At 41.5% G+C, this 14,729-nt stretch carries 11 protein-coding genes; 3 read left to right on the top strand and 8 right to left on the bottom strand.

Annotated features, from left to right (window positions below; genetic code table 11):
- Positions 1 to 318 precede the first annotated feature (318 nt).
- Together FG28_RS17315 and FG28_RS17310 are read left to right on the top strand one after the other, a co-directional pair.
- Positions 319 to 1,107: a hypothetical protein gene (locus FG28_RS17315; protein WP_036385138.1), complete on the top strand. Its 789-nt coding sequence runs from the start codon at positions 319 to 321 to the stop codon at positions 1,105 to 1,107.
- Positions 1,108 to 1,404: 297 nt separating this feature from the next.
- Positions 1,405 to 1,683, top strand: coding sequence for a hypothetical protein (locus FG28_RS17310; RefSeq protein ID WP_036385136.1), 279 nt, complete (start codon positions 1,405 to 1,407; stop codon positions 1,681 to 1,683).
- Positions 1,684 to 1,770: 87 nt separating this feature from the next.
- On the opposite strand, the gene FG28_RS17305 is transcribed toward FG28_RS17310, so the two are convergent.
- The 4 genes from FG28_RS17305 to FG28_RS17290 form a co-directional block, all read right to left on the bottom strand.
- Positions 1,771 to 2,184, bottom strand: a complete 414-nt coding sequence (locus FG28_RS17305) for an EthD family reductase (protein WP_036385134.1) — start codon at positions 2,182 to 2,184, stop codon at positions 1,771 to 1,773.
- A gap of 197 nt (positions 2,185 to 2,381) precedes the next feature.
- Positions 2,382 to 3,086: a hypothetical protein gene (locus FG28_RS17300; protein ID WP_036385132.1), complete on the bottom strand. Its 705-nt coding sequence runs from the start codon at positions 3,084 to 3,086 to the stop codon at positions 2,382 to 2,384.
- 67 nt (positions 3,087 to 3,153) lie between these two features.
- Positions 3,154 to 4,656, bottom strand: coding sequence for a S10 family peptidase (locus tag FG28_RS17295; protein ID WP_036385130.1), 1,503 nt, complete (start codon positions 4,654 to 4,656; stop codon positions 3,154 to 3,156).
- A 79-nt stretch (positions 4,657 to 4,735) separates the two neighbouring features.
- Positions 4,736 to 6,610, bottom strand: a complete 1,875-nt coding sequence (locus FG28_RS17290; RefSeq protein WP_036385128.1) for a tetratricopeptide repeat protein — start codon at positions 6,608 to 6,610, stop codon at positions 4,736 to 4,738.
- A 305-nt stretch (positions 6,611 to 6,915) separates the two neighbouring features.
- Between FG28_RS17290 and FG28_RS17285 the strand changes: the two genes are divergently transcribed.
- The gene (locus tag FG28_RS17285) at positions 6,916 to 8,670 is read left to right on the top strand and encodes a hypothetical protein (protein WP_036385126.1); all 1,755 of its coding nucleotides are present in this window, start codon (positions 6,916 to 6,918) and stop codon (positions 8,668 to 8,670) included.
- Positions 8,671 to 8,763: 93 nt separating this feature from the next.
- On the opposite strand, the gene FG28_RS20280 is transcribed toward FG28_RS17285, so the two are convergent.
- From FG28_RS20280 to FG28_RS17265, 4 genes are all read right to left on the bottom strand, one after another.
- Entirely contained in the window at positions 8,764 to 9,558 is a 795-nt protein-coding gene (locus FG28_RS20280; protein ID WP_051947449.1) for a DUF6090 family protein, read from the bottom strand.
- Between the two features lie 38 nt (positions 9,559 to 9,596).
- Positions 9,597 to 11,453: a hypothetical protein gene (locus tag FG28_RS17275; protein WP_051947447.1), complete on the bottom strand. Its 1,857-nt coding sequence runs from the start codon at positions 11,451 to 11,453 to the stop codon at positions 9,597 to 9,599.
- 234 nt (positions 11,454 to 11,687) lie between these two features.
- On the bottom strand, positions 11,688 to 12,905 hold the full coding sequence (locus FG28_RS17270) for a permease (protein WP_036385124.1): 1,218 nt from the start codon (positions 12,903 to 12,905) through the stop codon (positions 11,688 to 11,690).
- Positions 12,906 to 13,099: 194 nt separating this feature from the next.
- The gene (locus tag FG28_RS17265; RefSeq protein ID WP_036385122.1) at positions 13,100 to 14,557 is read right to left on the bottom strand and encodes a Gfo/Idh/MocA family protein; all 1,458 of its coding nucleotides are present in this window, start codon (positions 14,555 to 14,557) and stop codon (positions 13,100 to 13,102) included.
- Between the last annotated feature and the right edge of the window lie 172 nt (positions 14,558 to 14,729).

Below are 14,729 nucleotides of genomic sequence, written 5' to 3'. Positions count from 1 at the left end.
TATATGGGATGGTCCGCTGTTGCTGTCCGGTGAAGGTAAGTTCCAATGATTTTACCCATTTCCGGGGTAAAGACAAGTGGCCCTCCAAATGTAATCGTTTGATATGGAGGATTTAAATATCATTGTTTTAATTATTCACCTATATTTGGATAAAGCCTTCTACTCATTTTAGATATCGTTAGTTCAATATTAAACGTCTCGAAAGAGAGAATTCGAAACCCTTTGATTGGGTCTTTCTCTATTTCATGGGTAATTTACAATTGGGATAGTCTACTCATTGTATTTTATTCAGATTTGACTATTCAACAAAGAATTGAAATGGTGAGACCTAATAGTGGTTTTTGGGAGCCCGGTTTTTGGATACCATTTCTTATTGCTCTTTTTTATGTTCTCGTCATACCATATCTGTTGCTGCTGATAGACTTTTTAACGGATGATTCATTCAAGAAAAGAAAAATTCGAGCTAGTAAGAGAAGAGTTGCTGAATTGAATGCTTCGATTGATGTGGTGAACGCAGAAGTGGAGTTGGAAAAATTGCGTACGGAGTATAAAGACGTAACTCAGTTGAATGAAAAAATTCAAACTTTGAATCAAGAACTAGAGAAGGAAAGGTCCGAAGCGGAATCCTTACTAAATGAATTAACTCAAACAAAAAAAGAAAACATAGAAATATCCAGTAAACTGGAATTGTTGGAAACCACACAAAAAGTGGAAAACCATACAGATAAAAATAAGTCCCTGGATAAGGCCGAAAAAAGCAGATTGAAACGTAGGGCAAAGGTTGAACTGCGAACTGAAATTAATAGCTTGATAAAAAAACATATTTCAGAAGTCGTTAATTTTAGGCATGAAGATGAAGATCAATTGACCAAAAGAATTTTAGAACAACTTGATAAGACCGAAAGGACTTTGTTGAATTTGGTTAACAATTATGGAGATATTGTAGCTGAATCTTTAAAGGATGAATTGATAGAGAAATTCAATTTATTAGAAGATAATGTTCCTGTTTTTGTTCTTGGAATTAAGGATATTAGAAACTCATGGGATAGCCTAGAGGATACTTACACTAATTTTTATGGACCAATTTATGAGGGTGTTAATAAGTGATTCTTAGTTTAAGAAAAGAAAAATTTAATAGCCACTATAGGGCACAAACAACTATAAATTACCCATTCCTTTCTCAAAACCAATACTTTACATTCCGAGAGTTCAATAGTTATCAACTTATAACTTTATAAAACGTATATTTACCGTGCTACACTTATCGAAATTAAGGTGTCCTCTCCAACCTCATTTGAATAATTAAAGGACAGGCAAAAGGGTGAAAGTCCCCAGACCTTCAAGGCACCGCTTTGATGAGTGTAGCAGTGACCTGTCCCATATTTCACCATAAATTCTTTTGTTATGCTACACTCAAAAGGTCAAAAAAACTGCCCGCATTGTCAACAGGGTAGTACCGATGCCGCGCAAAGCGCGCCGAAAATTTCCCGAGAACTTACCCCCGCCCAAGTACAACTCTTGGAGTATGCCGATCACCTGGATGGTCCCGATCTGGTAAAATCCCTAAAACTGCTCCACGACATTACCATTTACCATTCCCATGAACCCTTGGATGAGGCAGAAAAAGATGCCCTCTTTACCGTAAAGGGGCTTTGGGAGTGTATTGAACGCATCAATGCGTGAAGTGCGAAGTTGGAAGTACGAAGTTGGAAGTCGGAAGTCAGAGGTCAGCGGTCTGATATCCGAAGTCTGAAATCTGACTTCTAAAAATCACTGCGCGGTCTGCACCTCACTAAATTGGATTACCGGTTGTATGTTGGTGTAGTTGGGAACATCGGCCCGTAGTTTGTCCGAGATCGGCCCCATGGCATTCTGGAACGCCTCCATACTTTCAAAATAAAAATAGCCTACGGCTACATATGGGGATGGGCTGTCTGGCGTGCCACCCGAAAGGCCTTTGTCGATCATCATGGCTTTTAGGTCATCGCCCATAAGATTGGCCGCCATGGCCATGTGATTGTTGATGTAATAGTCCATGTCAAACGTTACGTCTTCGCCATTGGGATAAAAAATGGTCATTTTGATCATGCCCTTTTCAATTTTGGGATACTCGGCAGTTTCGTTTTTGGCAAATCCGAATATCATGATCAGGGCTAGGGCAAGGAGTGTGCTTTTTGTTGTCATGAGTGTTTGTTTCGTGTGATGATTTTATAAAATTGTGCAAGTGAATATAGTTAAAATACGAGTATGTTTTATGGGATTGGTGGGCTTAAAGTGTTAATTATCAGAAGTCAGAAGTCAGAAGTCAGAAGTCAGAGGTCAGTAGGCAGTAGGCACAGGTCAGTAGTCAGAAATCTGATATCTGAAATCTGTAGTCTGAACTAAAGAAAGGGTTTCACAAAAATGGCGGCAAGGATGTCCATAAAACCATCACCAATTGCGGATAGCCAGAAATAATCGGCGAAGTAGAAAATACCTAAAACCAAAAAGGGTGAAATTAAATCGACCCACACGGCTTTTTTCAGTTTTACCAAATCAAAAAGAAACAGCAGCAGTGCCGGGAACATCTGTATGCCCTTATTGAACAGTTGACTTTCTTGGAGTCCCAAATCAAACGAAAACCGAAATATAGCCGCGCTCGTAAGCATCACCATAGAGCCCAGCATGAATCGCTTGTGCAAAAATGCTTTTTTTCGGTAGGCAAAGGCAAAACCAAACAAGGTATAGGCCGAAAGCAACCGAAATACATTATGTCCCGCCGCATCAATGGGAATAATACCTGCATACATTTTGTAGATGGACGGAAAAAGACCCGTAGGTATCATTGCGGCCATGACTACTACACCCAAAACCCCCAAGGTCATGTGGGCTTTATAGCTACGGAACCGAATCAAGAATACTTGCACGGCATACAGCGATATCCAAAGGGTAAAAACAGTACCATGAATAACCAGGTGGGTGGGTAAGGGTTCATTGTTCCCAAATACTTTGGGCATATAAAAGGAATAGGCAAACCCCCAAAACACGATGAGGAGAAACCAAATGGCCGAAAAGATAAAATATCGATTTTCTGAGGTGGCTTTCATACCAAGAAATTGCTAAATACGGAATTAACTACTGGGGGAAAGCTTCTAAGTTCGTTTTTATGGTTCTTTAATTGGAAGTTTCATCGATGAATTCATCTACATCATTTTTGAATTTTTCCATGGAAGGCAGGTGCGTGTACATCATGTGGCCGGCTTCATAATATTTCATAATGATGTTCTTCTTCAGTTCCGCATCCAAGCCCATATGGTTGATAGAATGTTCCACACCAAAAAATACGGTGGCCAAATCGTAGTACCCATTTAAAATCAAAATTTTGAGATTGGGGTTTCGCTTCATGGCTGAGGTCATGTCAGGTAGAGTAGAGGTGGCCACTTGCATGTTCCAAATAATGTTTCCATTGTGCTTCCAGTCCCATTTAAAACCTTTACGTGACCCAGCAGTGGTAGTGTAGGTCAAATCTTTTCTCACCTTTAGGTCATTGTACAGATAATCCTTGAATGCGGCAATGTAAGGCGTGGAAATCGCATCACTTTGTGGGTCTGTGAACGAGTTTTGGGATAATGGGTCTTCGTTGATTCCCACATACCGGGAATCCAATCTTCCTACGGTTTTGCCTTCGTCTCTTAGCAATTCCTGAAAATATTCTTCATTGGTGACCCTTAAATCTGCCTTTAGATAAAAATCTTGACTCAACCCTGAATAGTCTGCCAGTTTTTGGGCCATTGCATTTTTTTCCGAGGCACTCAACTGGTCTCCTTTGAGCAGGGCCGGGGCATATTCATTTTGAGTGAATGCACGAACCTCATCCAAAAAGGATTCTAGATTGGCTCCCTTGTTCTTTATTTTATTGTGATACCAAGCCGTGGCAGCATAGGTTGGAAAATGAATCAGGTAAGCGGTATCGTCACCTGGTCCAAAAAGCAGATGCTGCAAGTCAAATACTGCCGAAACCATGATCACCCCGTTCATAGCTATACCCTTATCCTGAAGGTGTTTGACCAACCCTGCATTTCTGAAGGTGCCATAGCTCTCGCCCAAAAGATATTTTGGCGAATTCATTTTGCCTGTTCTTATAAGGAACTGTTCAATAAAGAGCCCAATACTTCGAATATCTTGGTCAACGCCCCAAAAATCCTCCCATTTGGCATCACCCACAGGTCTACTGAAACCAACGCCAATGGGATCAATCATAACCAAGTCGGCCTTATCTAAAATGGAAAATTCATTATTAACCACCTTGTACGGAGCAGGTTTGGAATACGAAGGGTCGTTGGTTTCAATTCGTTTAGGGCCCAATACCCCAAAATGAAGCCAAAAAGAGGCTGATAATGGACCTCCATTGAAAGCAAATACAATGGGTCGATTATTGGATGGATTTGTCTTTTGGTAATGTGTAAAACCAAACAACGCAATGGGTTCATCATTTTCATCCCTTAGCTGAACCGTACCTGTTTCCGTGGCCAATTGTGTAGTTCGGCCATTAATGGTGACCGACTGCGTGGAAGTAAATGTTTCGGCTTCGGGAATGTCCTTTTGAGTTTCTTTTTCTTGTGAAAATGCATTAACTATAAAGAAAACGAAAGCAAATGCCAGGATTGATTTTTTCATTAGGGTTGATTTTTGATTTAGACCTTTAAAATAAGTCTAAATATTTGACTTAAGGCAGTCTGCAAATAAAATTATTGATCTACAACGTATTTAAGAAAGTAGTCAAATCGGTCTCTTTGTCCAATCCTAATTTCTTTTTTAACCGGTATTTGGATTTTAGAATACTGTCTGGAAGTACGTTCAGCGTAGCTGCAATTTCCTTGGTGGTAAGGTTCATGCGAAGAAAGGCGGCCAAGCGGATTTCCTTCTCTGAAATATCGGAGTAGAGCGTCTTGAGTTTTTGATCAAAGTCGTTGTGCACCTCGGCAAAATAGGTTTTAAAGACCTCCCAATCCTTGTCGGAGGCATTTTCCTTTTTGAGCAGCATCACAATCCGCCGAAATTCCATCTTGAATTTTTCCGGGGAGTTTTTAATGCTCTCCAGGTTTTCCATCAACTCTTGGATAAAGGTGTTCTTTTGTACCAAATGTAGGGTTTGGCTGGCCAGTTCCTTCTTTTTGTGTTCAATTTCCTGCTTGTAGATTTCCTCCTGTTTTTCGCGGGCCATGCGGTTTTTCTTCATCCGTTGGCGAAAGCCGAAGACCAATAACCCTGAAAGGGCTAGGGCAGAGGCCATACCTCCGGCATAGAGTCCTTTGGTGAGTTGGTCTACCTTGGCCTGTGCGTTCAGGGTATTGATTTCCTCTTCTTGTAAGGCAATCTCGGCTTCCTTTTGCTCTGTTTCATAAAGGGTTCTCAGCTGTTCAATCTGTTTTGTTTTATCAGCATTAAAAAGACTGTCATTCAATGCCTGGTATCTTTTTTGGTCTTCAAAAGCCAATTTATAATCGTTATTTTTTTTATGGGCTTCAGCTCTGTACGCCAAGGCCCAGAGTTCATAGTTTTTGGCATTGACGGAATCAGCCAGCACAATGGATTCATTCAAATATGAAATTCCTTTAGAGATTTCGTTTCTATCCACATAGGTTTTTCCGATTTCCCCCAGTTGACTTGCCACATTGTCCATTGAGTTTCCAGTTTTGCTTATTTCCAATGCCTTCAAAAGATGTTCCAATGCGAGGTCGTACTTGCCCATGTCCCTATATGTAGAGCCTAAATTGGCCAGTACATTCGCTGTGTTGTCTTCATAGTTAAACGCTTTGCTGATGACCAAGCTTTTTTGATAGTGCTCGATTGCGGCTTCGGTTTCACCCATGGACGAATAGGTATTGCCCATGTTGTTGAGCGTGTAGGATTGATACAAATTGTCTTCGGTTTGGCGGTATACGGAAAGCGCTTGATCGAAGTAATCCAATGCGGTCTCATAATTTTCCTGATCATAATTTATACGTCCGACACCTCTTAAAATATCCGCTCTTCGGAAGGGTTCTTCAGCTATGGTGTCCAAAACGGCCAATGCTGCGATATAGCCTTCCATGGCTCGGTCATATTGTCCCATATTGTTGTAATAAAGCGCCGTATTTCCAAGTGCGACGCCATAGTTAAGATAGTCACCATTTGCTCTAAATAGGGGCAAAAGGGAATCATTGAGCTTTATGGCCCCATAATAGTCCCCAACACTGGCCTTTACCGAAGCTAAACCAGATAAGGCACCCACTAAGTTATCGGGCAAATCGTTTTCCTTGCTTATCGCCAGGGCTTTTCTATAATAGTAAGTGGCACTGTCATACGCTTGGGTGATAAAATGGTAACTGCCCAATCCATAATTTGCAGTGGCAACTCCCTTTGTATAGTTTTCTTTTCTTGAAATTTCCAGGAGCTCGCTAATCACTTGTTTTGCTTTTACAGGCTCCACATATAATTGAATATTGAAGATTTGTTTCAATACATCAACTTTTTTGTCAATGGCTTTTGATTGGTTGTATAGGGTAGAAAGACTGTCAATTTTATTTTGGCACAAGCCTAGAATTGGAAAAACCAAGAGAGCGATAAAAAGGATTTTCGGATGTTTCATCTGAAGTTGTTGTTTGTTTTCAAGGTACTGAATATTCTATGCATTCACCATAGTAGATGATGGCTTCACACAATCAAAATCCTGACTTTGTCCATGCTTTTTAGGAAGTATTACATTCTATGCTTTGTGTAAAGTGTTGATTATCTAATTAATAAAATGTTTCTAATGAATGATTTAGACGATTTGTCCATAGTCGACGTTGCGTTTGTCCAAGGTTCCTGTCCATACTTTGTCCATGGACAAAATTAGGTTTGGGCGCGTTCTGCTTCTAGTTTTGAGACGTTGAATCCAAAAACCTTTGAAGTATGAAAACAATAAGAACCTATAGGACCATTATGGCTTTAATGGTGGTCTTGTTACTCGTTACAGGCGGGTGTAGTAAAGAAGAACCGGGAGATGAAACAACGCCTCCCATTTCCAATCCCGATCCATCCGGAGATTTTGATGAGACCGATGGCGGTATCAGTGAAGATGACCTAACAGCTTTTGAAGGCGAGATTGGCATCAATATCGATGCCCGTGAGCATTTTAAAAAGGGACAGCCCGTTGAAAAAGTTCGAGTGACTCCTACGAATACTAACTTTTTTGAAGAACAGGTGCTTTCGGTTGACGGATTGTACAACACGGCCCAACTGAAATTTGCCATTGAGGATATTTCCAGTGAGATGGAATCCGAACTAAGGGCCGGAATTGATTTGAAGTTTGACCTTTTGGATGGTTCTGATAATGAACTGTATTCAGAAACCAAGGAAAAAGTACTTTTTAAGGAAAATGGGAACAATGTTGCCTTGGCAGCTAATACGGTAGAAGATCTTAATGATGTGGTTTCCTTGAATCCGGACATTCCCTATTTTTTCCAATTCGTCAATGATGATGGAAGCCTTACAACGGATGCATTGGACACCCAAGATGGTTTGGCATTCAGTGATCCAACCGAAGCGCTAGTAATACCTGGAATCTATGCAAAGTACCATGAGGACACTCCCACTTTAAAGCAAAATGCCCAATTTTTGGATGCCGATAATTCGCAACAGTTCTATTTTCAGCGCCATGAAGGGGAGGAAAATGTATACTCAATCGTTTCTAAAGAGAGCAATACATATATTCGATCAGTACCCTTGGGCGAGCTTCCTGGAGCCGGGGATGCGGAACTATTGATTTCCGATGTAACCCGAACCAGCAATGTCGCATCTTTGGGAACTGAATTTAAATTTAGAATCACAAAAGAGGGTAACCAGTACAAATTGTTGAACTATACCACAGGACATGCCCATGAATTTTATCAACGGCTGGAAGTCTATGATATTGGTTTTGTAACGTATGACACTTACGTGACCACTTTCGCCAGTGCTTCTGGTTTTGAAGGACAAAACTTTAGGATTGTGTCCACCCAGATTCAGTATGACTTGGAGGATATCGCTACTTGGTATGGAGAGCCTATACTTCCATCTGTCAAAAATGGTTTTGAAGTAAACACGACCCTCACCAATTGCACATCGGAAACCCAGTCGCAAACTTTTGAGTTGAGTGTGACAGAACAACTTACCTTCAGCAATTCTTGGGAGGAAACCGTGGAAGTGGTCAGCTCCTTTGGCGGGGAGACCAGCTTGGCCGTGGAAGCAACTGCCGAAGTATCGTTCTTCGGCAATGGAGGTTCGGTAACGGGTCGTGCCGAGCAGTCTTTTAACTATTCCAAGTCCATTAGCGAACAAAATACCATTGCTGAAGGCACCAGTACCACGGAGCAACAAGAATTTACAAGCAGCCGAACGGTAAACGTGCCCTCTGGAAAACAGACCAAGGTCTACGATGCCATTCAGACCTATGAAAATATCATCATACCCTATGTACAGGAAGTAAAGCTGACGGGGACAGACCCCGATGGAGCCATTATTTCTGGTCAAGAGTTGGCTACGCAAGCTTTTTTTGGAGGGGTAACCGGTACCATCACGGAGGTGGGGGACACCTTCATTGTCATGACGCTTCGCGGGACCGCTGAATTTGAAAATGCCGTTGAGGTGGAAAGCAATGCCGTGGAATCCGATGCCAGTTGCAATTAAGATTTGAAAAACAGTCGGCCGCTCAGGTTGTGGATTCAACTTGATGCCGGCTGTTGTTTTAGGACTAAAACCTTTAGTGGTTATAAATGCTCTTCAGTTGTTCAGATGTGTTTCAAAATCATTATCCCTGAGATACGTATCTATCATTTTTTTGGTGTCTCTAATTTGTTTCAGCGTCAATTGCAGGTCATATAAGTTGTCATATTTGATTTGTTTGGTGTAATCCAAAAGACGCCTAAACTCAAGGTCATTCTCTAGGGTCTCAAAATTTTCGGGAACATAGATTTTGGGTTGAATTGACCCTCCAACACTTTCGCCAATCTTTATTTCCTTGAAATATTCAAGGTAACGCGGAGCCACATATTCGTAGGTTATCTTTTTGGCCCCCGCCTCACGTTCTTTTATGAAGGAATAGTGGGTTTCATATAAATTGGTGATGGATTCCCGAATGGTATCTTGGGTTAAAATGTGAAATCCAATATTGGAAAGATTTTTATACCCGCTCCATTTTAAGGTATAGGTGGCGTTGAAGGTGATTAAACCAAACCGTCTTTGCAAGCTATCGGTCATAGGTTGGTTCAAAGCCAAAGCATTTTTAATAGCTTGCACATTTTTAATGGCTCCTTCATTTAAGTTCACATCATTTTCCAGTGAAATGATATCCTCGCCAAGATTTTGAGATATTTCGGCAAGTACATTCAGCTCCAATTCTTTAGATTTTCTTGCTTCATTCCAGGTATTGATTTGAAGTGCAATTAGAATACCAATAACCACCAGTACAATCTCCCCAATGGCATAGAGCAAGTATTTACTGAACCTGTTTGATTCTCCATTGGTAGCAGTATTGGATATTAACCCTTGCCGTATTTTTCTAAAGAATTTAAGCATGTTGGTTACCGTTATTGCCCGAGCACTTTTCCATTGAATTATTTGGTGATTTTAAACCCTTTAAACGAATGCGTGGGCAATTGCACCGTATAGCTATATTTTTCTGGAGCAAAAACCCTTCCCCAGAATTTCACTTCTGGGATTACTTCCATTTTTAGCTTTTCTCCCGTGGAAATATTTGTGATGGACTTCACTTTTTCGGTCATCACCACTTCAATTTCAACCGGATTGTCATTAAAGGATTCCACTACAAAGGTGTCGTTGTTGTACAAAAAGAGGGAAACTTTGGAAGGTCCGTTTATGGTTAAATCAAATGAACTATTGACCAGTTCCCTAATCTGGTTCAATACCTCTTCTGGGTAATTGTAGAAATCAGAAAAGTTTTCGGGGATTGTCAAAACATACAAGGTGGCATCGGCATATTTCCCCTGATGCAAAAGGGGCCAACCCAGACCATCATCCATCCCGGAAATCATTTCCCAAGAATCATTGGTGAAATATTCAATTTGGGGAATGGTAATCGGTGTTTCGCCTTTAACAATATCTCTGCGCAGGAGATAATCTGTGATAATGGCCTTTCGGTCGGTGTATTCAAGGTCTACAATTTTACGAATACCACGGTCCTGCAAAGCTTTCAATAAACCTGAAGTTATAATAACATCTTTGCCACTCAATAAGCGTTGTTCGATTTTCTCCACAATGGTTTCATCCTTTTGAGCCTGCTCCGTGAGGATGATCATTTCGTCCTCAAAAGGAAATTCAGAAACCAAGTCCATAGGAATGCCAATCATACCCAAATAGTTTTGGAGAAAGTCCTCCCCGTTGGAATGGAAGGGTTTATAACTTTTTATGCCATACGGAGTTCCCAATTTTCCCGCAATTTTATCGATGGTCTTCAAGGAATGAAATGCTGTTTTGGCCATGGTCTCATTGGATTTGAGGGGCAAAAAGCCATTGTAGTCAAAACTGACCTGTTCGTCTTTCCATTCGGGAATCCAATCTTCACGTAATGGGATGAGCAATTGTCTGTAATCAAACAGCGTCATTTCAGGGGCCTTGGCCAAGATCGTGAGCCATAGTTGCTCGGCATACCGATCATAAAAGCGCATACCGCCAGTGTCTACCCAACCACCACCGTTCTTACCCGGCTTTAGATTGTTGAAATATCGGAATATAAGGTAGCCTAAATAAGGTTGAAGGTGTTGATTGCTTCTGACAGCGTCCCGGGTTTCTGTTCCCGTGTAGAGCCCATCAAAGAGTTTGGGTTCGGTTTCCAAGTTGAAACCAAGCTCATGGAAATGGTCATACCAATTTGGATATTTAATGATGATTTTCACATCTGGATTCACCGCTTTTGCTGGACCCAGAATGACATTTTTGGCTGCTTCAGTCATTAATTCCAATCGATATTCATCCCAGCTTCGGTCTCCTTTGGCCTCAACGCAAAGACTACATTTACAACTGGTAAAGAAAAAATCGTCCAAAATGACTTCATCAAAGTGGGCTGCGGAGTGCTCTATGATTTCTTGGGCTTTCTTACGGTGTTCTGGATTGGTATAGCAAAAGGTTTCAAATTGGTTGCTCTCATCAATGGTATAGGTTATACCGCCCACAACTTCAATGCCCTGTTTTTCAAAAAACTTAGTGGCTTTCTTTAAAATCTTGCTATCTACAATGAGCAAGTCGCGATGGGTTTCCAAGTAAATCTTATCCACTTTCAATTGGGACGAGATGACCTGCCAAGTGGAATCCAACCAATGGGGGTTTTCCATTTTTTGGACCTCATAAGCTCTGGTGTAGACAGATGTTTTAAAATTCTGATAGTTTCCTTGTGAATACAGGGAAAGGCTTACCAATGAAATCAGTAAGAACGATACAGGTTTAATGGTTTTCATGTTTGCAGAATGAAAAGGTTTGTTTTTAGTTAATTTTTGAGTAGAATCGACCCAAAATCGGGATAATCCATGTCACGGACTAATTTCGCATTAATTTCCCTAACAATCAATGCGTTATGTGTTAGGATTATCCTGAATTATCAACAAAAGGTAAGATGGTTTAATATAGGGGATGACTTTAGTGAAATTTAAATTGTTTTTTTAAAATCAGATGCCCTTTTCACTCTTCCGTCTTTAAATCGTAAACTTTAAAATCATTCCAACAGCAAGCCATAGATAGCAAACGATGGCTATCCATTTCAATGTTTTTTCCAACAGTGGGCTTTTGGGTGCCATTTCTTTATGGTGCTTTACATTTTTCCATTTAAAAAAGCCGAAGTACAGCATCAGCCCAGATAGGAGCATAAAAGCCAAATTCAGGAAAAAAGTATAGTTGGTGGAAAAGTGCTCTTTTTCTGTGATTCCCTTGTCCGTTCCCTGTGGGATCAGGTTGAAGAAATCAAAACCATAATGCAACAAAAGGGATGCGGCCACCAATGAAGTAAACAACAAGAAAAGGATAAAAAGGGACATTTTCCAACCGTAGTATTTGGCATTGATTCGCAATACGGGAAACACCACTAAATCACTGAAAATAAATGCCATAACTCCAGCAAAACTTACGCCTTTGCCGTAAAGTAAAGCTGCTAGGGGAATATTCCCCATTGATCCAATAAACGTTAAAAATGCAGCTACTGGACCAACTACAACATGTTCCAGCAGGGTGAAAAATCCGAACGATTGTTGGCCTTGACCCGTATTGATGAATAGGGTTTGAAAAAAGGAATCGGGGACAAAAGCGGCAACAATGCCCGCAATGGTAAACCCTACGGTAACATCTTTCCAGACCATTTTCCACTCCATGCCATACTGTTTGCCCACTTTGGCCCAATTTTCATGTGAGCTTATCTTTTCAGTGAAGGAGGTCTCGTCCGAATGTTCTTTACCCGATGCGTCAAGACGCTTTTTTGCACTTTGGATCAATTTCTTTGGATTGATGATTCGGATGAGTACCCAACTGGATAGAATAAGCAAAACTCCGCCCACATATTCCCCAACCACAAACTGCCATCCCAAAAAGATGGAAATGATGATCCCAAGTTCAATGACCAGATTGGTGGATGCCAATAAAAATGCAATGGAGGAAACAAAACTGGCTCCCTTTTTAAACAGTGATTTTGAGGTGGCAAGTGCCGAAAAACTACAGGAACTGCTTATAAAACCAAAAAAAGTACCCAGCAAAATGCTTTTTGCCCCTTTGTCTCCCATCACACGCTGCATTCTTTTTTCAGTAATGAAAACTTGGATCATGGAGCTTATTAAATAGCCTAGGGCAAAGGCCCATAGGGCCATCCAAAAGAATCCTAAACTGGTATAAGCCGCCTTGCCCCATTCGTGTAGAAATTGATTCATGTAAATCTTTGATTTAATCGGCGCATAAATAGGTTGCCCGTGTTATCAAATGATGATAAGTTCAAGGATTTTTTTTGTATTTCAAAGGATTATTGCTGTAATTACCAAGGTGGGTCAACTTTTTAGATTTGGAAAATTGACAAAAAAAGCCGCTGGAAGCGGCTTTTAATTTTATGTTGTGTAATTTGATTTAGCTACATTTTCCATCCCTCGCGGTAAGTTCGGGTGACAAATTGGTTGGCATCCTCAAAATTGGTGATTTTCATATTTTCCCCATCCCACAACAGTTTTTTGCGGCCATAGAATTCCATGTTGCCTTCGGCATTTTCCCTTCGCAACATATAGCTTCGAATGGCCAAATTACCCATCAATACGGTTTCCGTCATGGGGCCGGCATAATCAAAAGAGGAGGTAAGCTCTAGATGTTCCGGGCTACCAAAACCTGCTTTACAGGCATCCACCCATTTGCGCTGGTGACCATATTCCGGTTCGGGCATATCCTCTACTTCGGGACCGAATTCAGTTACCCCATTGTTCATATACAATTTTGGTGTGAGTGGCGAACTATCATTGATGTTGGTGGAAATAATACCATGTTCCCCATGAATCAACACCCCGTTGTAACTTCCGGGTCCGCCAATATCGCTATCCGCAGGAATAATCTCAGGGTGTGAGGGACGGATGCCTCCATCGCTCCAGGTCATGGTCAACGGAGCAGCGGTCTTGTCCGTGGCTTCGTAATTCAGGGTGATGAATGAGGTGGCAGGACAACCTTCAGGATGGTAATCCGGGTTCCACATTTGGGAAAACACGGTTCCCACACTACATTCTGCAGCCGTTGGATATTTCAGGTTTAAGGTCCTGTACGGGATGTCAATCAAGTGGCAGCCTACATCCCCCAAAGCGCCTGTTCCGTAATCCCACCAACCTCGCCAATTGAACGGATGAAGGTTTGGAATATAGGGACTTTCAGGGGCCGGCCCCAACCATAAATCCCAGTTTAAATCTGCTGGTTTGCTTGCTGGGTCGGGTTCTGGCATTGCGTATCCTTGCGGCCATACAGGGCGATTGGTCCAAATCTCTACCTTGGTGATTCTTCCCAAAGCCCCAGAGTCGACCCATTTTTGCACGAGACCCAATAATGGATTAGACCCACCTTGATTCCCCATTTGGGTCACGACCTGTTTGTCCCGAGCCATTTGGGTCAAGATTCGTGCTTCACGAATGTTATGCGTCAATGGCTTTTGCACATACACATGTTTACCACGTTCCATGGCATAGGCCGCCGCGGGTCCGTGCACATGGTCTGGGGTACTGATGGTCACGGCATCAATGCCTTTGACCTTATCCAGCATCTCACGATAATCATTGAACAACTCTGCTTTTGGAAATTTCTCCACTGTACTTTTAGCAGACCCTGAAAAGTCAACATCACAAAGGGCTACCACCCGCTCACGTCCATTTACAGAGGCATTGGTAATATCGCTGGTGCCTTTGCCACCAGAACCGATGGCCGCTAGATGTAGGCGGTCACTGGGTGCTAAATAACCGGGGCCACCCAAAACATGGCGTGGAACAATAAAAATGCCTGAGGCGATTGCTGTGTTTTTTATAAAGTTTCTTCTGCTTGAGGGGTTGGATTTTTGATTCATGTCTGTAAAGCTTGTCTTAAATTAGAATGGTGCCTACAAGATAGCAGAAATACGGATGAGAATTGATTGGTTTTCGCTAGAGGACAAAGAATCTATGCCGAAGGAGATGAAAAAATGTGGTCAACTTGTAAATCACGCATCATTTTGATCATTTTTTTTTGGGAAAATTTAG

Source organism: Muricauda sp. MAR_2010_75 (genome assembly GCF_000745185.1).
GTDB lineage: Bacteria > Bacteroidota > Bacteroidia > Flavobacteriales > Flavobacteriaceae > Flagellimonas.
This window is presented reverse-complemented; position numbering and strand designations above follow the sequence as displayed.

Bases quoted from the DNA above. Each gene is read 5' to 3' on its own strand.
- FG28_RS17265 (WP_036385122.1), bottom strand. From the start codon at position 14,557: ATGAATCAAAAATCCAACCCCTCAAGCAGAAGAAACTTTATAAAAAAC.
- FG28_RS17275 (WP_051947447.1), bottom strand. From the start codon at position 11,453: ATGAAAACCATTAAACCTGTATCGTTCTTACTGATTTCATTGGTAAGC.
- FG28_RS17305 (WP_036385134.1), bottom strand. From the start codon at position 2,184: ATGACAACAAAAAGCACACTCCTTGCCCTAGCCCTGATCATGATATTC.
- FG28_RS17270 (WP_036385124.1), bottom strand. From the start codon at position 12,905: ATGAATCAATTTCTACACGAATGGGGCAAGGCGGCTTATACCAGTTTA.
- FG28_RS17290 (WP_036385128.1), bottom strand. From the start codon at position 6,610: ATGAAACATCCGAAAATCCTTTTTATCGCTCTCTTGGTTTTTCCAATT.
- FG28_RS17295 (WP_036385130.1), bottom strand. From the start codon at position 4,656: ATGAAAAAATCAATCCTGGCATTTGCTTTCGTTTTCTTTATAGTTAAT.
- FG28_RS17315 (WP_036385138.1), top strand. From the start codon at position 319: ATGGTGAGACCTAATAGTGGTTTTTGGGAGCCCGGTTTTTGGATACCA.
- FG28_RS20280 (WP_051947449.1), bottom strand. From the start codon at position 9,558: ATGCTTAAATTCTTTAGAAAAATACGGCAAGGGTTAATATCCAATACT.
- FG28_RS17300 (WP_036385132.1), bottom strand. From the start codon at position 3,086: ATGAAAGCCACCTCAGAAAATCGATATTTTATCTTTTCGGCCATTTGG.
- FG28_RS17310 (WP_036385136.1), top strand. From the start codon at position 1,405: ATGCTACACTCAAAAGGTCAAAAAAACTGCCCGCATTGTCAACAGGGT.
- FG28_RS17285 (WP_036385126.1), top strand. From the start codon at position 6,916: ATGAAAACAATAAGAACCTATAGGACCATTATGGCTTTAATGGTGGTC.